The following is a 20513-nucleotide window of genomic DNA, read 5'->3' as shown; positions in this document are numbered from 1 at the left end:
CATTGCTCCTCGCCTTTACGATCAGTTATATGCCTTACCGCAATCCCATTTTAAATTTCAGGAATAACTCATTATACACCCCAAGCGTTTCTAATCCTAAGTTTTCATACACTTCCAGATTTTCTCGCGCCTGTTCATCAGGATAGAATCTCTCATCACTCGTAATTTCTTCATCCATAAATGATAGAGCCGAGATGTTTGGAGTGGAATACCCTACATATTCAGCGTTTTGTGCAGCCACCTCGGGATCCAGCATGAAATTAATAAATTTATATGCTCCCTCGATATTCGTGGCCGTTTTCGGTATAACGATATTATCAAACCATAGATTCGATCCTTCTTCAGGGACGATATAATCAATTTCATCGTTTTCCGAAATCATGTCTGCCGCCTGACCTGACCAAGTCAGTGCGACGGACGCTTCATTATTGATCATGAGCTGAGTCACTTCGTCACCAATAACCGCCTTGACGTTTGGTCCCATTGTTTCCAGCTTATCCGCCGCTTCTTTCAGCTCCTGCAAACTCGTGGAATTTAATGAGTAACCAAGCGAATTCAGCGACACTCCAATCACTTCCCGGGCACTGTCTACCAAGATCAGCTTTTGGCGCAGTGATGCATCCCATAAACTGTCCCAGCTTTCAAATGTCTGTCCTTCCAACAGCGAAGGATTATAAGCAATTCCAACTGTACCCCAGAAGTATGGAATCGAATATTGATTATCCGGATCAAACGGGAGATCCATAAAGTAAGGATCTATATGTTGAATGTTAGGAATCTTGGAGAAATCGAGCGGTATCAGCAAATCTTTTTCTTCCATCATCTGCACCGCATACTCGGAGGGCACTGTCACATCATAAGACGTTCCCCCTTGCTCAATTTTTCCCATCATTCCTTCATTCGAGTCAAACGTTTCATAGATAACTTTAATCCCCTCCTTCTCTTCAAACTCTTTCAGAAGGTCGGGATCAATATATTCACCCCAGTTATAGACTGTAATCGTATCTTTCCCCGCACTCCCCGCCTTATGTTCAAGCCGGTAATTTATGAACAATAAAAAACCGGAAACTAGCAGAATAGCCGCTGCACTGCTGATTAACCCTCTCATTTCCTCACCCCCTGAGGTGACTTTGCTTTATTGCCGATAATATAATAACCAAGCACCAGAACGATGGTAATCAAAAATATCAAGCCTGACAGTGCATTGATTGTCAAGGTGATGCCCGTTCGTGCCATGGAGTAAATTTCTACGGATAATGTCGAGAAACCGTTTCCTGTCACGAAGAACGTCACTGCAAAATCATCCAGTGAATATGTCAAAGCAAGGAAAAATCCTGCAAATATGCCCGGTTTGATATACGGCAATATCACTCGCGTCATTACATCTTTTCGCGTGGCACCTAAGTCGAGCGCGGCATCAATTAACGAAGTGCTCATCTCCTGCAGTTTTGGCAGGACCATAATGACAACAATCGGAATACTGAACGCAATATGAGAAATCAGAACAGACGCAAATCCGAGCTTGACTCCTATCAGCGTAAATAAAATTAAGAATGAAGCGCCAATAATGACATCCGGACTGACGATCAAAATATTATTGAGCGACAAGATGGTCTGGCGTGCTGATTTATTCTTCATAAAGTATATTGCCAATGCGCCAATCACGCCGATGGTGGTAGAAAGCAATGCCGACAGCAGCGCAATGATTACCGTATTCATAACAATGATCAGCAGCCGGGTATCTTGAAAGACTGCCTGATAATGTTCCAGCGTAAATGATTCAAAATGTGACATCCCGCCACCGGAGTTAAAAGAGTAATAAATAAGATAGAAAATAGGCGCGTATAAAATCACAAAGACAAGCGTCAGATAAATTTTTGGCAGACTGCTTAACTTCCCCATTTAACGGTGCCCCCTCTCTTTGCCCGATGTCAGAACCATAATTAAAAACATGAAGATGATGAGGAATACAGCAATTGTCGAACCCATCCCCCAGTTTTGCGTAACGAGGAATTGCTGCTCAATTGCAGTTCCAAGCGTAATAACCTTATTCCCGGCGATTAAACGCGTAATCATAAATAATGAAAGTGCCGGAATGAAAACTACTTGGACACCCGATTTCACCCCGTCAATGGTCATCGGCCAAACCACACGCTTAAACGTTACCCATGCGTTCGCTCCGAGATCTTTGGATGCATCCAGCAATGCAGGGTTAATTTTATCCAGCGAGTTGAAAATCGGCAGAATCATGAACGGAATGAAAATATAAACCGATACAAAGACAAAACTGAAATCTGTAAATAAAATCTGCTGACCGCCGATGCCAATTGTCTCCAACAGTGCATTAATAGGCCCATACTGCCCCATCAATCCAATGAAGGCATACGTCTTCAGCAGCAGATTAATCCACGAAGGAATAATGATCAGCAGCAGCCATAATTGCTTATGCCTAGTTTTCGTCAAAAAATAAGCTGTCGGATATGAAATCAATAACGAGAAGAACGTGATGAGAAATGCATACCAGAACGAACTCATCGTCAATTTAAAGTAAACCGATGAAAAAAAGTTGCGATAGTTGGCCAATGTCAGATGACCGGACAAATCAAAAAATGAATAGTAGACAATCACGGCGATCGGCGCCAGGACAAACAGCAGCAGCCATGCCGCATACGGCGCAGCATAAACGAACCGCAACGGTTTTTTATTCTTCATCTTCCGCCACTCCAAACGATTCCAGACGTGCATCAAAATCTTCTTCCGATTCATTCAGACGCATGACGTGGATATCTGCCGGTGCAAAGTCCAGGCCGATGACCGTGCCGACATCCGCCGGTTTTGTCGAATGAACAAGCCACTCATTGCCGTCCGTATCATAGGTCGAGAGTTCATAATGCACACCCCGGAACAATTGCGTATCTACTGTGACACTTAGCTTTCCTTGCTCAACTGTCGTCATTTCCAAATCTTCCGGCCGGATGACGATGTCGACTTTCTCATTTGGATAGAATCCGCCGTCCACACAGGTGAACTGTTTGCCTGTAAACTCCACCAGATAGTCTTCCACTATTCTCCCTGCCACAATATTCGATTCACCAATAAAGTCTGCTACGAACCGGTTGATCGGCTCATCGTAAATATCAATAGGCGTTCCAGATTGTTGAATTTCTCCATGGTTCATGACAAAAATTTCATCGGACATAGCCAATGCTTCCTCCTGGTCATGCGTGACAAATACGAATGTTTTGCCAAGACGCTGCTGCAGCTCCCGTAACTCGTATTGCATCTCTGAACGCAGCTTCAAATCGAGTGCGGACAATGGTTCATCGAGTAAAATGACTTCCGGATCATTGATGATCGCTCGTGCAATGGCGACCCGCTGACGTTGACCGCCGGACATTTCAGTAATTTCACGTGTTTCATATCCGTGAAGGTTCACAAACTTGAGTGCTTCCTTTACCCTACGGTCCACTTCATTTTTCTTCACTTTCTTTATACGAAGGCCAAACGCCACATTCTCATACACATTTAAATGGGGGAACAGCGCGTAATCTTGAAATACGGTATTCACTTGCCGCTCATTTGCGGGCACTGAGTTGATTTTCTTTCCATTAAAGAAAATCGAACCGTCTGTTGCCTCTGTAAAGCCTGCAATCAAACGCAGAATAGTGGTCTTCCCGCAGCCTGACGGGCCGAGCAATGTATAAAATTTCCCGCGCTCCATTTCAAAAGCAACCCTGTCGAGCACTGTTGTCGATTCGCTGTATCGTTTCGTGACATTTTCAAAACGGATAATCGGCTGATTAGTCAATATACTTCCTCCTTGCATAACGTAATAACTCAAATAGTACTAGAACAGTTGTAAACTTACTTATTATACACAATACCATAGTGAAATCAACTGTCTCCCTGCATTTAAATGACAATTTGCCTACAGAATAACGGTCATGAAAATTGTTTTTTCGCAGATGACATAGTAGAATGAAACCATCTAGTAAGGAGGGATTCAGTTGGAAGACCATTTGTTTTTTTACCTGGACTCTGATGACAAGCGAAACCGAAAATCAGAGCCTGCAACAAGAGAAAATCACCTGGAAGGGATTTTTCTGTTGAACAACAAGAAAATCCGCACATGGAAAGAGATGGCTTCTCATTGTGTGGAGTGCATGGAACCGCTGCATTACAGTGACGAGTTTGATGCACGCTATTGTAAAGATTGCGATGAATGGCGAGAAATGATTTGTGATCCGAATTGCAAAACATGCCAGACACGCCCCGTAAAACCTTCTGACTGCAAACAAGACTTTGAGTAAACACCTGCTCAAATCCTCATAATATAGGTTTTTTGTTCTATTTAATAATAATTATTATCTTCGATTCATTCTAATTGAAATCCATTGCAATATTTGGTATTCTAAGTAAGAATTGTACGACACGGTTATGAAGTTGTACAAAAGACTAATTGGGGGTTTTTTTCAATGGCTGAACGCATGGTAGGTAAACAGGCTCCAGATTTTACAATGGAAGCAGTATTAGCTGACAAATCTTTTGGCAAGGTCAGCTTGCAAGAAAACATTAAAAACGACAAATGGACAGTCCTTTTCTTCTATCCAATGGACTTCACTTTCGTATGTCCTACAGAAATCACTGCAATGTCTGATCGCTATGATGAGTTCGAAGATCTCGATGCGGAAGTAATTGGTGTTTCCACTGACACAATCCACACACACTTGGCTTGGATCAATACAGACCGCAAAGACAATGGTCTAGAACAGCTTAAATACCCGCTTGCGGCAGATACAAACCATTCTGTATCACGCGAATACGGCGTATTAATCGAAGAAGAAGGCATCGCATTGCGCGGCCTTTACATCATCAACCCTGAAGGTGAACTTCAGTACCAGACAGTATTCCACAATAATATTGGTCGTGACGTGGATGAGACGCTTCGCGTACTGCAAGCTCTGCAAACTGGCGGTCTTTGCCCTGCAAACTGGCGCCCAGGTGAAAAAACTCTTTAATTTTTAGACAGCCATCCCCACGCATTACAACAATCGTGGGGATTTTTTTATCATATAATGCCCATTTAGCTAGGAGGAATTCTTGATGAAATTACGTGAACAAATGCCGGAACTCCAAGGCGCAACAGCTTGGTTGAACGGGGAAACTTCTAAATCAGAACTCGTTGGGTCAAAGCCGACACTGATTCATTTTTGGTCTGTCAGCTGTCATATGTGCAAAGAAGCAATGCCGGATGTTAACAACTTCAGAGATCAATATTCAGATGAACTGAATGTGGTGGCAGTCCATATGCCGCGTTCCGAAGACGACACAGATCTTGAGCAAATTAAGAAAGTCGCAGCAGAGCATGATATCACACAGTCAATTTTCGTGGACAGCGAACTGAAACTGAATGACGCATTTGAAAACCAATACGTGCCTGCTTATTACGTCTTTGACAAAGACGGCCAGTTACGACACTTCCAAGCAGGCGGCAGCGGAATGAAAATGCTCGAAAAACGTGTGAATCGCGTACTCGATGAAATGAAAAAAGAAGATTAATCTTCAGCGGCCCTTTATATAGGTGCCGTTTTTTTATACTTTCTTATGCGCCTCTTTTCCCGAGCTTCCAAAAGGTATTAGAAATTTATATATGATACGATTAGAAAAAAGTTTCTTGGAAAGCGAGCAATCGAATGAAAAAACCACCTACTCCTATTGCACTTTATATTCTTATGTTTAATATGTTTATTGCCATGGCAGGAATTGGCCTGATTATCCCTATTATGCCGGAGTTTTTGGGAACATTCGGCGTTGCCGGAAGAGCACTCGGACTGCTGATTGCGATCTTTTCTTTCGCACAATTCATACTCTCCCCGATTTCAGGAAATCTCTCAGATAAATATGGGCGTAAACGCATTATTATTATCGGATTAATTATTTACGGACTTTCTCAATTAGCTTTCAGTTTATCAACAGAACTATGGATGCTGTATATTTCACGGTTCTTTTCAGGTTTCGGCGCTGCCTTTATCATTCCGCCCACAATGGCGTTCGTAGCGGATATCACATCGCTTGAAAACCGGGGACGCGGAATGGGGCTTCTTGGTGCTTCGATGTCGCTAGGCTTTATGGTAGGCCCGGGTATCGGCGGTTTTTTATCAAAAATCAGCCTGTATTTCCCATTCTACTTTGCCGCATCGGCCTCGGTGCTGGCCGCTGTCGTATCATTGATCCTCCTGCCAAACCCTAAACCGGTGCTGCAAGGTGCTGCAGCGAATGAAAACATATTCCAGCAAATGCGGCGATCTACACAAACTTCTTATTTCGTGATGCTTCTCGTGATGTTCGTGTTTTCATTCGGACTGGCAAATTTCCAGTCTACAATTTCACTGTACGTGGACCAGAAATATAATTACACCCCCTCGCAAATCGCCGTCATTATTACGGTTGGCGGATTTGTGGGTGTCATCATTCAGACATTCGTCATCGACCGCCTGTTCAAACGATTCGGTGAGATGCGTGTCATCTTGATTAATCTGGTGATTGCAGCTTTTGCCATGCTCGGTATTCTGTTTGTTAATACATTTTTCACCATTTTATTAGTGGCTACTATTTTCTCTACCGCCACCTCTCTGCTTCGGCCCGCTGTCAACACACTGGTCTCGAAACTTGCCGGTAAAGAGCAGGGATACGCAGCTGGTATGATGAACGCTTACATGAGCTTAGGGAATATGGTGGGACCTGCTACGGCGGGTTACATATTTGATATCAACATGGCCTCGCCTTATATCGTCGGAACGATTATTTTGCTGCTCTGTTTCACTCTCGCTTTGTACTGGGCAAGAAACAACAAAGCACTTATACATTCCGCCAGAACACCATAAAAAAACTGAAAACAGACCCGGCAGTGTCCGGTGTTTGTTTTCAGCTCAGGACTTCCGCAAACTATGGAAGTCTTTTTTATTATTCATTCCGCAATAATGCTGCAGATTCCTGCACGATATCCACAAATGCTTTCACTTGTTTCAGCTCAAACGTTGAGCCGTAGCCGATCAGCCACGTGTCACGTGTCAGTTCAAACTCTTCCTCGCTGTTCAGCAGCGGAATACGGTTAACCTTTTCTTCTCCAGACAGAGTAATCGAAGGCAATATCGCGTAGCCGATGCCTTTTAACGCAAGCTGTTTACATGTTTCGATCTGGTCCACCACAATCCGGCGGCTTGGATTTTGTTTAAAATGCTTATTCCACCAGCGCTGAATCTCCATGTAATAGTTCGAATCACTTTTGTATTGAATAAAGTGGCGGTTCGTATCTTTTAATTCATCAATGGTCGAGATTTCAGAATCCACCAGGTACAGCTGATCACGGAACAGATGCACACGATTGCTTTTCCAGTCCGTCTGTCCCCGGACGATGCCGATATGTGCTTCTCCTTCATAGAGTGCTTTTGAAATTTCGGAACTCCACCCAGTCATTAATGAAATTTTTGCATCCGGATAAAGAGCAACATACTCTTTCAATACTTGCGGCAGCCATGTCTGGCCGATAATTGAAGCACATGCGATCTTTAGCGTACCGTGCACTTTGTCTTCGAGCGATGCAATCAATTCCATCGTCTCATCTTTCTTAGCGAGCGATTCATTTGCATAGCTGATTACGTGTTCTCCTGCAGGTGTCGGTTCCAGACCTTTTTGAGAGCGGATGAATAACTGCATTCCCCACTCTTTTTCGATCGTCTGGAGGCGCTGTGACAAGGCAGGCTGTGATAAGTACAGTCGTTCAGATGCTTTACGCATATTTCCCTCTTCCGCCAGCGCTTTGATAATATCCAATTCAGTTGTTGACATGGTCATACACCTTCCCCCGCGGAATTCGTAAAATCAATAGTAAGCTGACGACAGCAAATACGGCGATTGCAATATAGACCCAGTGCAAAGAAGTTTCCAGACCGTTTTGCAGACTCAACAGTTCTTGCGATGAAATTAGTGAGCGTCCGTCCTCCGTTAACAGCGTATTTACATCATCAATTGTATACGGCAGCTTCTTTTTCGCGAAATAAGCGATGAGTGTGCCGTTTAAAATCGCACCGAATACAGACGCCCCGATCGTGTTTCCAAAATTCTTCATGAACATATTGGCAGCCGTCGCAGACCCTCTTTGAATACGGGGGACCGCTCCCTGTATCGTGACAATGAATGATGTATTCGTCAGCCCCATTCCGACTCCTATGAAGAAACTGGAGCAGCCAGCCCATACAGGCCCGAGCTCTGCATTCATGAAAACAAACATCATCGTGCCAATGACGAGAGAAATCCCTCCCATAAAGGATACGAGGAATGGACCGAAACGAATCAGCAAGTGCCCTGCCAGTGAAGAAGCTAATGGCCAGCCGATCGACATGGCAGTCAACGTAAAGCCTGCGACGATTGCCTGTTGTTCCATTACACCTGATACATAGGTAGGCAAGTAGGAAGAAACCCCTATTAAGATAACTCCGGTAGTCAGCGATACAAGATTTGCATATAAAATAACAGGGTTTTTCCATATACTAAATGAAATAAGAGGATCTTTCGCTGCTTTTTCCTGCCTGAAAAATAACCAGAATAGCATGGCGGACAGCAGGAGCAATGACAGACCGACGGCAGATAAACGTCCAAACCCCTGTCCCCCTTCCACCAGCCAAATTAAGACGGCAGACAGCGCAAATGTCAACAGAAACGCACCTTTATAATCGACGGAAGCTTTGCACGTTTCTTTTGGTTCATGTAAGAAGAAGTAAATAACGGCCATTGAAAGCAGGCCAAGCGGGACATTGACCCAGAATATATACTGCCAGCTGACGTACTGTACGAGCAGTCCCCCGATGACAGGTCCCGAAACCGCGGAAACACCCCATACACTCGATAAATATCCTTGTATTTTTGCACGTTCTTCCGTGGAATAAATATCTCCGATAATCGTGGTGGCGATCGGCATGACCGCCCCGGCGCCTACACCTTGTATCAGCCGGAAGAAAATCAGCTGCTCCATTGATCCTGCAAATCCGCATAATATAGAACCAACCAGAAAAATTGTCAGACCGGCAAAAAATATCGGCTTCCTTCCAAATAAATCCGCTAATTTCCCGTAAATTAATACGGTTACAGTGCTCATTAAAAGATAAGATGAAAAAATCCAGCTGTAACGGGAAAATCCTCCAAGCTCTGATGCAATAGTCGGCATCGCGGTAGTAACAATCGTCGCCTCCACTGCTCCGACGAACATGGCAAGCATAACTGCTGCAAGCACGAGCGGCCGATTGGTTTCTTTAGGCACGGCATAGTTCAACTCCTTCTATTAGAAAAAGACTCCCGTATCGGAGCCTTTTACTGTATTAATATACTGCTTCTGTTTCATCATCACACATTATAAATATATTTTTTGAATTCTTTCATGATTACACGTCTGGTGATGATCCCTGCAAATGTTCCATCATCTTCCGTAACGCATAAAAATGGGTGGTTGATTAATAGATCCATAGCCCGCTGAAAACGGTCATTTACACGAATCGTCGGCAGGTTGGTGTCCATAATTTCATCCACTTTTATGTCTTCTAATCTCTCATATTCAATACGTTCCATACCTAAAATAGAATCCGTAATCATACCAATCCCGAGGAGCCCTTTTAAATGATATTGGTGATCGAGGACGGGAATGGCAGAATAGCCGGTCTTCGTTAGTACAAGAAGAGCGTGCTCTGCATTATTACCTATTTGCACGTGGGCAACTTTTTCCGAAGAAATAATTTGGTCCGCAATGGGCGCAGTAAGAAAATCTTTATTGTTTATCGAAACCATAGGTGATCGCTCCTTCTTTTCATCGTCAAACTTGTATACTTATTCATTCATCGCATCTACTCTATCATAACACAAATGGAAATTTTTCACCTCAAAAAGAAAGCGGATTCATAAAAACAAAAAACCTCTTCCTTTAAAGGAAAGAGGCCCAGTAATAAAATATGACGATAAAGATAAAAAATGATACGACGAGAATAATCCACAGCAGCGGATTCATGGTATAAGGATTCTCTGCTATAGCGTCAGGGATTTCATTTTTCTCATTTAACTGAAATGAGCGGCTGGATTTTCTAACACCCGCTATACAGATAGCAATCATGATGGCGGTCACAATTACCATCGGCCAGATCCACACATCCCACATCTTCACTCACTCCTTTACAAACATCCTGTACTAAAAGGATGTGCAAAAAGCAAGCTATTATGCGTCATGTGAAATTCAGTAATCGCAGGGAATTACTTTTTAATTAACTCTGAAGTAACAGCCGATTTCAAGTGTTTTTTGTGTATTATAAAAATCATTTCAGCCAATCGCCCCAGACATTTTTTACAGTTTTCTGATGAATTATGGAACCTATTGTATAGTTGGCTTCGTTCAGTACCAAATTAAGCAGAAGGACTTAATCAGCCTTCTGCCCAGAAATTCAATTTATATAATGTTTGATCAGGACCTGTGTTCCTTTTTCTCCATATCCTTTTTCCAGTAATTCTGTGTATAGATTACGGGCCAGCTGTAAACCAGGCAAGTCAAGATGAAGCCGTTCTGTCTCCCGCAATGCAATATTGAGATCTTTCACGAAATGTTTTACATAGAAACCGGGCTCATAATTTTCTTTAATGATCCGCGGTCCGAGATCCGATAAACTGAAAGAATTTGCAGCACCGGATGTAACCGACTGCAGCATTACATCGGGGTCAAGACCTGACTTCATAGCGTAAGCAAGTGCTTCACATGCCCCAATCATATTTCCGGCTACCGTAATCTGATTACACATCTTGGCATGTTGGCCTGCACCTGCTTCTCCCTGATAGACAATTTGTTTACCGAAAACAGATAATACAGGATATAAGAAGTCAAATAACTCCTTCTGACCTCCGCACATGATAGATAATGTACCATTTTTCGCACCGGTATCTCCGCCTGAAACTGGTGCATCAAGTGAACGCATCTGTAATGAAGAAGCTTTCTCGGCGATGCGCACAGCCAATTCAGGACTCGATGTAGTCATATCCACTAAGATTTGGGATGCATGGCCGTTTGCAAATATCCCATGATCCGAAAAATACACTTCCTCCACATCTGACGGCATACCGATCATTGTAAAAATAATATCCGCCCGTTGGATCGCATCGCCAATCGTGTCCGCCCACTTCGCTCCAAGCGCAATTAGCGGCTTCGCCTTCGCTTTCGTCCTGGTGAAAATCGTCACATCGTAGGATGCATTTACTAAGTGTTTCACGACACTTGCTCCCATTACGCCTGTCCCAATAAAAGCAATCCGTTCTTTCTTCATATCTCCACTCCTCACAATACATTACTATAGCTATCGTATCGAAGTCGAAATACTTTTACAACGGTGCAGCCAAAAAAAAGAGGGCCAATCTTAAAGTAAGATTGGCCCACAAAAGGGGGAAATGAGAATGTTGCTGTGTTCATTTATAGTATGCCCCTTCTGCTGCATTCTAAACATAAAAACTACATATTTTTCATTTTATTTTTCATCTTTTCTTGCTCGTATTTATTAATCAATCGGTCCAATTTTCGACTGAGTGCAATGGTACGTTCATGGTGTAATCCTTCTTGCTGCGCCGTTTTAATTAATTGATATCTCAGACGTTCGATTTCTCCTTCGAAATTGCATACCAATTGGCACACCTTCCATCTAAATAAATTCTAACCTCTATTATATCATATATGAGCGTAAATTATGCTGCTATATTATCGACACTTTGCGACAATTTGTGCATCTCTATTTATCTGTTTTACAAAGATAACTCTTTACCTTTCACTATTTTTCAGGCAAACTATAAATGATTCTCAATATGAGTTATTCATCACTCTGCCAAGAGTAATTTTTGAATATAGAAAGGATGACTAAAATGACGATTGCAGAAATCGGTGATATCATTGAATTTAAAGAGGGCTTACAAGGGATTGTTGAGAAAGTAAACGAGAACTCCGTTATTGTCGATTTAACTTATATGGAAAATTTCGACGAACAGGTAATGGAAGAAAAGACAGTCATTAACCATAAACGTTATAAAATTATTCACAGCAGCCAGGAATGAAACCTTCCTGGTCCCCGTCCGTCCAATTGAATAATAACAGAACATAAAGGAGCCGATTACTATGAACAGCAAATGGCGTATTATTTTCACTTCATTAGCCGCTTCTGCACTTCTTGCAGCGTGCGGAACATCCGATCCGGATAAAGACCAGGAAGGCAATGCCGACAGCGCTGTGGAAGAACCTGCAGCTCCTGCAGAAGATACAGAAGATAACACATCTTCTGAAGGTGATGCAGAAGCCGACAGCAATACGGAAACGAACGAAGATGCACTGAAGGATGCTGTTGAAACGCAAAGTGATGAGCAGGATTATTCTATGATGGTGCTCCCCGGCTATAAATTAACAAGCGAAGAGCCCGGCAGAGACAGCCTGTATCTGGAAGAAAACAGCGAACTATTCATGCGTATTGAAACGATGCCAAAAGGCGAAGAATCCTATACATTTGATGAGCTTTATGAAAATACGAAAGAATTGCTGGCAGCCTCGAGTGATGGTGAGTCAGTGACGGATATTACAGACGAAACAGAACTTCCTCAAAGCGAAGGAATCCTGTCTGTCAAAGGTGCAAAGGCTGAATCAGCTGAAGGGTATTTTACAGGCTATGTGATGGAGCGCGAAGATAAGCTGGTGCGCGTAACGATTTATGCTGCTGAAGACAATGAGCATGCAGAAGACTTTAAAGAAATGGCAGCTACGATTCACTAATTTTTTTAGTAACAACAGAAAGCCGATCCGCAGACGGATCGGCTTTCTTGTATAGAAATTTGCTTTGTTACACTGACTCTGCCAAGCTAATTTTCGGAAAGGATAATTGAAATGTTGTGCCTTTGCCGATTTCACTTGTGACTGAAATTGTTCCGCCATATTCCTGCACCGTTTTCTTAACGAAAGGCAGACCCAGGCCTGTGCCGCCTTCTTTGCCGGAAACGAATGGCAAGTAAATTTTTTGCAGCATCTCTTCATCCATTCCTACCCCGGTATCCTTGACTAGAACATTCACATTCCCCATGTCACCTTCTTCGACTATGACAGTCAATCTTCCTTTCGCTTCCATAGCTTCCATTGCATTTTTCAGCAAGTTCACTAATACTTGCTTTATTCGATTAGGATTTGCACGTATCAATACTGGTTCATTGACATACATTTCATTCACCAAATGTATGTGATCGAGCAGCGCCTTCGGACGAAGCAACACTAAAACTTCTTCCACCAAAACGGTAAGAGAAAATATCGTAACCTCGTCAACCGCGGGTTTTGAAAGCGCCAACATTTCGTTAAGGATCTCATTCATGCGCTTGACCTCGTCTTGAATGACAGCGACATAGTTTCGGGCATTTCCTGACACTTCATGTTCCAGCAGCTGAAGAAAACCTTGCAATGTTGTCATTGGGTTCCGTACTTCATGAGCAATGCTTGCAGCAATTTCTCCCGTAGTACATAATTGATCGGAGTGCGCCAATTGATCGAAAAGCAGTTCTGTTTCTGTTATATCAACGGCCTTTAAAACAAACATTTCTGTTTCCCGGTCAAGACCCAAATACACATTGAAATAGCGAAGTTCTCCATTGACATCATAAGACATTTTCCTTTGTGCAAACCCACTGGCTCTGGCTTCCAATATATATGCCTGATAAGAAAAAGGAGGCACGGGGGTCACCTGCTTAAAAAATTCTTGCAAATGGACAAAATCACCGGATGCTTGAATGGGAAATTCTTGTGTAAATTTGTTATTCGTTGAGACCAGAAAACCCCATTCGTTAACCAAAGCCATGGAACAATTGGATGTGGTAAAGATATTTTCATACACTTGATGCATTTTCTTTTTCCACTCGCCAACTTTTATCGTAATAATCACCTTTCCACTGTGATATTGGTATATAATATAACAAGGTTTAAGATTTTTATTTTCGCCTATCAGATGACCCGTCAGGATAGTATGTCCCGTTACTATTTCAGATTTGTTGTGAGACAAGCGTTCTTCAATTTGCAACAGCAGATCCTGATAGAAAATATCAGACATATGCCGGGGTAACGGATTTTGGTCCAGCAATATTTTAACTTCTTCTGTCATGTCTAATATCGAGCCATTTACATCCAAAGTAAGTTTAAATAGAGAACTATCCAAGAACTCATTAATATTTATCGTTTCCGCAACCATAACAACATCTCCTTCAAAAACGGCAAATTAACAACATCTCCTTCAAAAACGGCAAATTATATTGAAAATCGAGATGTAAAGTAATCTCTGAATATGGGATTTTTTTTCTGAATTGTTTATATTATGTCACAGTAACTCGATAGTTCACATAGGTACATAAACCCATTTATTTTCCTTTATTCTTTATATTATTATTTTAATAGGAGTTATCCCATGAATATTGTCTTATCTACACTAAATGCTAAATATATACACACCAACATTGCCATCCGATATTTAAAAGCGTATGCGGCCCCTGAATATCATTGTGAATTGGCTGAGTTTACTATACATGATCCTACACTTTCCATTGTTTCCGATCTCTATCAGCATGCTCCGGATGTTGTAGGATTCAGCGTTTACATATGGAATATTGAAGAAACGCTGAAAGTAATCCGTCTGTTGAAACTGACTAGTCCGAACACAGTTATTGTCTGCGGCGGTCCTGAAGTTACGTATGATTATGACCAATGGATGGAAAAAGTACCCGAGATCGACGTGATTGCCATTGGTGAAGGTGAACAAACTTTTAAAGATATCCTAAGGGCAATTGATAGTCAAAAGGACTACTCTTCCGTTGCGGGTATTGCTTACCGTCAAGACGGCCAATTGCGGATTACGGCGCCAGGGCCAAAGCTGGATCTTCGTGTGCTTCCATCCCCTTTCCGTTTTGAAGAAGATATTCCCCACCTGGCAAATCGTGTCACATATATCGAAACAAGCCGCGGCTGTCCATTTTCTTGTCAATTCTGCCTTTCATCGATAGAAGTCGGTGTCCGTTACTTTAACCGGGATGCAATTAAAGACGATATTCGTTATTTGATGGCACATGGCGCAAAAACAATTAAGTTTGTTGACCGCACATTTAATATCAGCCGAAGCTACGCAATGGAAATGTTCCAATTTCTAATTGACGAGCATGTGCCCGGAACCGTTTTTCAATTTGAAATTACCGGTGATATTATGCGGCCGGAAGTTATTCAATTTCTGAACGAAGAAGCACCTGCAGGTCTGTTTCGTTTTGAAATCGGTGTTCAATCCACAAATGATCTGACAAATGAACTTGTGAAGAGACGGCAAAATTTTTCCAAACTGTCACGTACCGTCACGATGGTGAAAGAGGGAGGTAAAATCGCGCAGCACCTGGATTTGATCGCCGGACTTCCTGAAGAAGATTACGCGTCTTTCCGTGATACGTTCAATGAAGTATTCGCTCTGCGCCCTGAAGAATTACAGTTAGGCTTCCTAAAATTACTGCGCGGGACAGGGCTCCGCATTCAAGCAGAGCAGTATGGTTACCGCTACATCGACACCGCTCCTTATGAAATTGTATCGAATAATGTTCTGTCATTTGATGATATGCTGAAGATCAAACAAACAGAAGACATTCTCGAGAAATATTGGAATTCAGGGCGATTTATATACTCTATGGAATATATCGTCTCGGAGCTGGCGGAAACACCTTTCGACTTCTTCCAACTCTTCGGTGCGTTTTGGGAAAAACAGGGATGGTCACGCATCGGGCATCAGTTTGAAGATTTATTCACGCGGCTGGAACGTTTTTTACATGAGATACTGAAAGTTGATACGTCTATAGCCGTTAGCTTGTTAAAGGCCGATTATTTACTTCACCAAAAATTCCTTCCAAGAAAAATCTGGTGGAAATCTGTATTGCCTGAAGAAGAGCTGAAGGAGATTTATCAGTTACTTGTCCGTTCGCCTGAACTCCTTGATGAATCATTTGCATCCAATGGTTATACAGACAGAACCATTCGTAAACAGGTATTTATCACAAAATCCGCGGCGAAACTGGAAGAAGACTTAACCGTTACAGCGGATCCGGGGTATCTCGTCGTACAATACGCGCCTGGTGAAAAAGCACGGCAGTATCATCTGTCTGAACACGTATTTGAATCTGTTTGGCAATAGCAAAAAGCAGCCGGGATTTCCTCCGGCTGCTTTTTATATGACTGTTTATCCGATGATCACACGCTCTTTTGGATAATGATATGGTGTTTTATTTGATTTTCCGCCTATTGTATAGATAAACGAAATCAATCCGACCCGTCCGATGAACATCAGTGTCATAATAATAATTTTTCCTACAATAGATAAATCAGATGTAATCCCAAGTGACATCCCGCACGTTCCGAACGCAGATGTGATCTCAAACAGCAATGGGATAACCGGGATTCCCGGTTCCGTCAGCAGCAGCAGCAGCAAAGCTGCCATCACCATAAAACAGGCCACCAGAATAACTGCATACGAACGGAAGACATCAATCAATTTAATCTGGCGCTTAAATATGTGAATGACATCATTTCCTTTAGCAAAATTGATCAGAAATAATAATGCAATTGCAAACGTTGTCGTCCGGATTCCCCCGCCAACAGAACTCGGTGAAGCACCGATAAACATTAACGCACTGACGAAAATGTCTGTGGCTTCACTGAACTGCGTAACATCATACGTGACCAGTCCTGCTGACCGCGCCGAGACAGAATGAAACAGCGCGGTAAAAAACTGCTGATGCCAGCTCATGCCCTTGAATGAATGGAATGACTCCAATAGCCAGATGATCAGTGTGCCCGCCAGCAACAGCACTCCAAAGGTGGATGTTGTGACTTTCGTGAAAAGCGAAAAACGGAAGTTCGGCACTTTTTTCGAGAAAAAACTTTTCACTTCGATCAGTACCGGGAAACCTATCGCGCCCAGCACAATCAGCGTCATCAAAATCAGCTGCACAATGTAATCATTATGGTAAGGCATCATCGATGAACCCGTAATATCAAAACCCGCATTTGTAGTTGCTGAAACCGCCATGAACATCCCGTTCAGCAAAGCTTCACTGAATGATTCAAAGTAACGGCGTATATATAATGTCAAAATACCGCCGCCGATGATTTCAACTGCTATGATAATTTGGATAATTTGACGGATCAGCTGGACAACACCTTGTAACGTGTACTGATTGGTGTCCACCATGATAAGCTGCCGTTCCCTCATGCCAATCCTCTTCTTGACCAGCAGCCAGAAAAATGTACCCAGTGACATAATTCCAATACCGCCAAGCTGAAGAACGAGCATGATCATACATAGTCCAAATACGGAGTAAGTCTCCCCTATGCTGATAGGAGACAATCCCGTTACACTCACTGCACTTACCGCTGTAAACAAGCTATCTATAAATGAAACTTCTACGCCCGGTTTATATACCCCAGGCAAGTTCAACAGTAGAAAAGATGATGCAATTGCCAAAAAGTAATAGAAGGCGATGATCTGAGCTGGTGTGAATTTATGAAATACTTCCCTGGAAAGCCTCATCTTGTTCAAATTCCTTTCATTACGGAAATGTCATTTTCCTACTTTATCAAATACCATGATGAAAAGATAGCGTTACATAGAACTTTACACTCTTTTCTCCATTCTAAACCAATCATCAATAAAAAGCAGTCCTCCCTGAATCGGGAAGGACTGCTTCTGCATTATCTGTTTGCTTTAATTTTGGACTTCGCAACGGCCAATGCGTATCCGCCTGCTGCAAGAACTAATAACACAATCCAGAAGGTTGTTTTCCATAAAGTGGAATGCGGGAATGTTTCGGGAATGATTAGAAGTGACGGGTGCGCAAGAGTTAACACAGCCAGTTTCACACCTACCCAGCCGACGATTAGAAATGCTGCTGTTTCGAGCGTTGGGTACTTTTCAAGCAAGATTACAAACTGTCTGGCCGCAAAACGGATCATGATTAAACCAATCATGCCACCGAGCAACATCACAGTGAATTGTCCGCCGTTGATGCCGCCGATATGGAAATCACCCAGTTCTGGCAAAGTCACGGCAAGTGCGACTGCCGCAAGCATGGAGTCCAATGCGAATGCGATATCCGCCAATTCCACTTTCAGCACGGTCATCCAAAAACCGGATTGCCTTTTTGGCTTTTTATTCGGGTGATCGTCCGGCTTATGGGTGATTTTATCATAGATATTCTTACCTGCAATGAATAGAAGATAGATCGCTCCGATCGCCTGTATCTCCCAGAACTTCACTAAGAATGTGATCATGAACAGCGCAGTGAACCGGAAGACGAATGCTCCGAGCAGGCCATAAAAAAGTGCTTTCTTTTGCTGCGGTTTCGGTAAGTGTTTGACCATTACCGCCATAACTACTGCGTTGTCTGTTGCTAATAATCCTTCGAGTACGATGAGTACGACGAGTACCCATGCATATTCTAATAAAATGGCCTCCAACGTATTTCCTCCTTGTTTTTTACAATATAAAAAGACCCTCACCTAATAATTAGGCAAAGGTCTCGCTAAGTCGGAATTTTACGATCAAAATCCAGCTATCATAACCGATGGCCGTCTGGCAGCCACGTATTGACGATTATGAAATAGGTTTCCCTATAGCTACTCCCCTTTGACATTGCGTCAAAAGTTATTAAGTTATTGGATACTTTTACAGTATTATAACATAATAACTTTGCTGTGCAAATAGTTCAGGTGATCTTTGGTGTGCTATTTTGTTTGCCGATCGGTTATGTTTTGTAGTGTTGGGTGTTGGGTCGTTGCTCGACTGGTTGTCGGGTGTTGAAGTTAGTGAGTGTCGGCTTTTTGGACCCGCGCAGGCACGTGGGGGATTGCCTTTCGTCATGAGCCAGCTGGCGAAGTGCGCGCCAGTTGTCTCATGACTTCGGCCGACCCCGCAGTTGTGCCTGCGCTGCTGTGTGGAAGCTACTCATGTACTCATTTAAAAGAGAAGAAGTGCAGTGACTGGTTGCCGACTGGCGTATGCTTAGGCGAATGAAGTGTCATATTTGCTTCCCCCTAACTGAACGGAGGCGCCTTACAAGCGGTCGGCGTAGTGATGAGACTGACAGGCGCTCTTCCTGTCTGGCTCATTGCGTAGCAATCCGCCAGCGCCGCAGTGACTTCAATGCCGTTCTGTCTCTGGTTTTGTGGTCGTTGCTCGATCGGTTGTCAGGGATTGAAGTCAGCAAGTGTCTGCTCTTAGGACCCGCGCAGGCACGTGGGGGATTGCCTTTCGTCATGAGCCAGCTGGCGATAGAGCACGCCAGTTGTCTCATGACTTCGGCCGACCCCGCAGTTGTGCCTGCGCTGCTGTGTGGAAGCTATTCATGTACTCTTTTAAAAGAGAAGAAGTGCAGTACGTAGCCGTCCGCAAGCGCCCCAGTGAGTTCAATGCCGTTTTGGCTTTGGTGTTGGGATCGTAGCTCGACTCGTTGTCGAGGATTGAAACTAGCAAGTGTCCCCTCTTTAGACCCGCTCAGGCACGTGGGGGATTGCCTTTCGTCATGAGCCAGCTGGCGAAGTGCATGCCAGTTGTCTCATGACTTCGGCCGACCCCGCAGTTGTGCCTGCGCTGCTGAGTGGAAGCTATTCGTGTACTCTTTTAAAAGAGAAGAAGTGCAGTACGTAGCCGTCCGCAAGCGCCCCAGTGAGTTCAATGCCGTTTTGGCTTTGGTGTTGGGATCGTAGCTCGACTCGTTGTCGGAGATTGAAGTTAGCAAGTGTCCACTCTTCGGACCCGCGCAGGCACGTGGGGGATTGCCTTACGTCATGAGCCAGCTGGCGAAGTGCGTGCCAGTTGTCTCATGACTTCGGCCGACCCCGCAGTTGCGCCTACGCTGCTGAGTGGAGGCAATCCAAGTACTCTTTTAAAAGAGATGAAGTGCAGTGACTGGTTGACGACTGGCGTATACTTAGGTAAAAGACGTGTCATGTTCTGCTTTCCCCTCACTGAACGGAGGCGCCTTCCAAGCGGTCGGCGAAGTGATGAGACTGACAGGATGCTCTTCCCTGTCTGGCTCATTGCGTAGCCATCCGCCAGCGCCGCAGTGGCTTCAATGACGTCCCCTTCTCTTCTCACAAAATGTCAGACTATGTGATCCAGTCGTTAACTACAGTGCAGAACATTGTCGGCGCTGTACTTAACATTTACGTTTACTTTTCCTAAACCAGAAGCCACAGTGACTCCCCCTAACTGAACGAAGGCGCCTTACAAGCGGCAGGCGTAGCGATGAGCCAGCGCCGCAGTGGAGTTAAAGCCGTTCCGCTTATTTTTAACATCATTATAAACCTTGTACAAAATTCTTTATTGCTATGGCAAATACACTCTACCACCACTATACTTCCGCGCCATGCAATTTATTCTGCTATATGAAAAAAG

At 43.5% G+C, this 20513-nt stretch carries 21 protein-coding genes; 7 read left to right on the top strand and 14 right to left on the bottom strand.

The genetic code is table 11. The annotated features are described in order from the left end of the window. Positions 1-34: 34 nt before the first annotated feature. Genes SporoP37_RS13840 through SporoP37_RS13825 form a run of 4 tightly spaced genes read right to left on the bottom strand, consistent with a single transcriptional unit; the run spans position 35 to position 3808 of the window. The gene (locus SporoP37_RS13840; RefSeq protein ID WP_085431272.1) at positions 35-1108 is read right to left on the bottom strand and encodes an ABC transporter substrate-binding protein; all 1074 of its coding nucleotides are present in this window, start codon (positions 1106-1108) and stop codon (positions 35-37) included. Next, the gene (locus tag SporoP37_RS13835; protein ID WP_081244223.1) at positions 1105-1902 is read right to left on the bottom strand and encodes an ABC transporter permease; all 798 of its coding nucleotides are present in this window, start codon (positions 1900-1902) and stop codon (positions 1105-1107) included. Before SporoP37_RS13835 ends, SporoP37_RS13840 begins: the two co-directional genes overlap by 4 nt. Continuing rightward, entirely contained in the window at positions 1903-2712 is an 810-nt protein-coding gene (locus tag SporoP37_RS13830; protein ID WP_081244222.1) for an ABC transporter permease, read from the bottom strand. It lies immediately after the preceding gene. Further along, a complete protein-coding gene (locus SporoP37_RS13825; protein ID WP_198160032.1) occupies positions 2702-3808 on the bottom strand; it encodes an ABC transporter ATP-binding protein in 1107 nt (368 codons plus the stop codon). The genes SporoP37_RS13830 and SporoP37_RS13825 overlap by 11 nt, the downstream gene beginning before the upstream one ends. 199 nt (positions 3809-4007) lie before the next feature. Between SporoP37_RS13825 and SporoP37_RS13820 the strand changes: the two genes are divergently transcribed. From SporoP37_RS13820 to SporoP37_RS13805, 4 genes are all read left to right on the top strand, one after another. Further along, positions 4008-4310, top strand: a complete 303-nt coding sequence (locus SporoP37_RS13820) for a hypothetical protein (RefSeq protein WP_085431270.1) — start codon at positions 4008-4010, stop codon at positions 4308-4310. A 165-nt stretch (positions 4311-4475) separates the two neighbouring features. Then, positions 4476-5018 (top strand): peroxiredoxin, encoded by a 543-nt coding sequence (locus tag SporoP37_RS13815; protein ID WP_081244219.1) that lies wholly within the window; start codon positions 4476-4478, stop codon positions 5016-5018. Between the two features lie 85 nt (positions 5019-5103). Beyond that, positions 5104-5559: a TlpA family protein disulfide reductase gene (locus tag SporoP37_RS13810; RefSeq protein WP_081244218.1), complete on the top strand. Its 456-nt coding sequence runs from the start codon at positions 5104-5106 to the stop codon at positions 5557-5559. A 134-nt stretch (positions 5560-5693) separates the two neighbouring features. After that, on the top strand, positions 5694-6884 hold the full coding sequence (locus tag SporoP37_RS13805) for an MFS transporter (protein WP_085431269.1): 1191 nt from the start codon (positions 5694-5696) through the stop codon (positions 6882-6884). Between the two features lie 79 nt (positions 6885-6963). Here the strand turns inward: SporoP37_RS13805 and SporoP37_RS13800 are convergent, their stop codons facing one another. The 6 genes from SporoP37_RS13800 to SporoP37_RS13775 all read right to left on the bottom strand — a co-directional run bounded on the left by SporoP37_RS13800 (position 6964) and on the right by SporoP37_RS13775 (position 11704). After that, complete coding sequence (locus tag SporoP37_RS13800; protein ID WP_081244873.1) at positions 6964-7848, bottom strand: transcriptional regulator CcpC; 885 nt, start codon at positions 7846-7848, stop codon at positions 6964-6966. Next, positions 7835-9274: an MDR family MFS transporter gene (locus tag SporoP37_RS13795; protein ID WP_196796921.1), complete on the bottom strand. Its 1440-nt coding sequence runs from the start codon at positions 9272-9274 to the stop codon at positions 7835-7837. The genes SporoP37_RS13800 and SporoP37_RS13795 overlap by 14 nt, the downstream gene beginning before the upstream one ends. Positions 9275-9399: 125 nt before the next feature. Continuing rightward, on the bottom strand, positions 9400-9837 hold the full coding sequence (gene cbpB / locus SporoP37_RS13790) for a cyclic-di-AMP-binding protein CbpB (protein ID WP_081244215.1): 438 nt from the start codon (positions 9835-9837) through the stop codon (positions 9400-9402). 133 nt (positions 9838-9970) lie between these two features. Further along, entirely contained in the window at positions 9971-10201 is a 231-nt protein-coding gene (locus SporoP37_RS13785; RefSeq protein WP_085431268.1) for a hypothetical protein, read from the bottom strand. A gap of 280 nt (positions 10202-10481) precedes the next feature. Next, a complete protein-coding gene (locus SporoP37_RS13780; RefSeq protein WP_085431267.1) occupies positions 10482-11351 on the bottom strand; it encodes an NAD(P)-dependent oxidoreductase in 870 nt (289 codons plus the stop codon). 182 nt (positions 11352-11533) lie between these two features. After that, on the bottom strand, positions 11534-11704 hold the full coding sequence (locus SporoP37_RS13775; RefSeq protein ID WP_158233629.1) for an aspartyl-phosphate phosphatase Spo0E family protein: 171 nt from the start codon (positions 11702-11704) through the stop codon (positions 11534-11536). Positions 11705-11937: 233 nt separating this feature from the next. On the opposite strand from SporoP37_RS13775, the gene SporoP37_RS13770 reads away from it, so the two are divergent. Next, positions 11938-12126 (top strand): YkvS family protein, encoded by a 189-nt coding sequence (locus tag SporoP37_RS13770; protein WP_081244211.1) that lies wholly within the window; start codon positions 11938-11940, stop codon positions 12124-12126. Positions 12127-12187: 61 nt separating this feature from the next. After that, positions 12188-12832 (top strand): hypothetical protein, encoded by a 645-nt coding sequence (locus SporoP37_RS13765; RefSeq protein WP_081244210.1) that lies wholly within the window; start codon positions 12188-12190, stop codon positions 12830-12832. 67 nt (positions 12833-12899) lie between these two features. On the opposite strand, the gene SporoP37_RS13760 is transcribed toward SporoP37_RS13765, so the two are convergent. After that, the gene (locus SporoP37_RS13760; RefSeq protein ID WP_085431266.1) at positions 12900-14285 is read right to left on the bottom strand and encodes a two-component system sensor histidine kinase NtrB; all 1386 of its coding nucleotides are present in this window, start codon (positions 14283-14285) and stop codon (positions 12900-12902) included. Positions 14286-14498: 213 nt separating this feature from the next. Here SporoP37_RS13760 and SporoP37_RS13755 point away from each other — a divergent pair, with 213 nt between their 5' ends. Beyond that, entirely contained in the window at positions 14499-16253 is a 1755-nt protein-coding gene (locus SporoP37_RS13755; protein WP_085431265.1) for a B12-binding domain-containing radical SAM protein, read from the top strand. Positions 16254-16298: 45 nt separating this feature from the next. Here SporoP37_RS13755 and SporoP37_RS13750 read toward each other — a convergent pair whose 3' ends face one another. The 3 genes from SporoP37_RS13750 to SporoP37_RS17110 form a co-directional block, all read right to left on the bottom strand. Next, complete coding sequence (locus tag SporoP37_RS13750) at positions 16299-17648, bottom strand: TrkH family potassium uptake protein (protein WP_081244207.1); 1350 nt, start codon at positions 17646-17648, stop codon at positions 16299-16301. 161 nt (positions 17649-17809) lie between these two features. Beyond that, positions 17810-18574, bottom strand: coding sequence for a TerC family protein (locus tag SporoP37_RS13745; RefSeq protein WP_081244206.1), 765 nt, complete (start codon positions 18572-18574; stop codon positions 17810-17812). 1327 nt (positions 18575-19901) lie between these two features. Next, positions 19902-20213, bottom strand: coding sequence for a hypothetical protein (locus SporoP37_RS17110; protein WP_157118656.1), 312 nt, complete (start codon positions 20211-20213; stop codon positions 19902-19904). Between the last annotated feature and the right edge of the window lie 300 nt (positions 20214-20513).

Source organism: Sporosarcina sp. P37 (assembly GCF_002109365.1).
In the GTDB taxonomy this organism is placed as follows: Bacteria; Bacillota; Bacilli; order Bacillales_A; family Planococcaceae; genus Sporosarcina.
Note: the sequence above shows the minus strand (reverse complement) of the source record. Positions and strands in the feature narration are given on the sequence as shown.

Bases quoted from the DNA above. Each gene is read 5' to 3' on its own strand.
- SporoP37_RS13800 (WP_081244873.1), bottom strand. From the start codon at position 7,848: ATGTCAACAACTGAATTGGATATTATCAAAGCGCTGGCGGAAGAGGGA.
- SporoP37_RS13815 (WP_081244219.1), top strand. From the start codon at position 4,476: ATGGCTGAACGCATGGTAGGTAAACAGGCTCCAGATTTTACAATGGAA.
- SporoP37_RS13785 (WP_085431268.1), bottom strand. From the start codon at position 10,201: ATGTGGGATGTGTGGATCTGGCCGATGGTAATTGTGACCGCCATCATG.
- SporoP37_RS13770 (WP_081244211.1), top strand. From the start codon at position 11,938: ATGACGATTGCAGAAATCGGTGATATCATTGAATTTAAAGAGGGCTTA.
- SporoP37_RS13835 (WP_081244223.1), bottom strand. From the start codon at position 1,902: ATGGGGAAGTTAAGCAGTCTGCCAAAAATTTATCTGACGCTTGTCTTT.
- SporoP37_RS13765 (WP_081244210.1), top strand. From the start codon at position 12,188: ATGAACAGCAAATGGCGTATTATTTTCACTTCATTAGCCGCTTCTGCA.
- cbpB (WP_081244215.1), bottom strand. From the start codon at position 9,837: ATGGTTTCGATAAACAATAAAGATTTTCTTACTGCGCCCATTGCGGAC.
- SporoP37_RS13795 (WP_196796921.1), bottom strand. From the start codon at position 9,274: ATGCTTGCCATGTTCGTCGGAGCAGTGGAGGCGACGATTGTTACTACC.
- SporoP37_RS13755 (WP_085431265.1), top strand. From the start codon at position 14,499: ATGAATATTGTCTTATCTACACTAAATGCTAAATATATACACACCAAC.
- SporoP37_RS13810 (WP_081244218.1), top strand. From the start codon at position 5,104: ATGAAATTACGTGAACAAATGCCGGAACTCCAAGGCGCAACAGCTTGG.
- SporoP37_RS13830 (WP_081244222.1), bottom strand. From the start codon at position 2,712: ATGAAGAATAAAAAACCGTTGCGGTTCGTTTATGCTGCGCCGTATGCG.
- SporoP37_RS13750 (WP_081244207.1), bottom strand. From the start codon at position 17,648: ATGAGGCTTTCCAGGGAAGTATTTCATAAATTCACACCAGCTCAGATC.
- SporoP37_RS13805 (WP_085431269.1), top strand. From the start codon at position 5,694: ATGAAAAAACCACCTACTCCTATTGCACTTTATATTCTTATGTTTAAT.
- SporoP37_RS13760 (WP_085431266.1), bottom strand. From the start codon at position 14,285: ATGGTTGCGGAAACGATAAATATTAATGAGTTCTTGGATAGTTCTCTA.
- SporoP37_RS13780 (WP_085431267.1), bottom strand. From the start codon at position 11,351: ATGAAGAAAGAACGGATTGCTTTTATTGGGACAGGCGTAATGGGAGCA.
- SporoP37_RS13840 (WP_085431272.1), bottom strand. From the start codon at position 1,108: ATGAGAGGGTTAATCAGCAGTGCAGCGGCTATTCTGCTAGTTTCCGGT.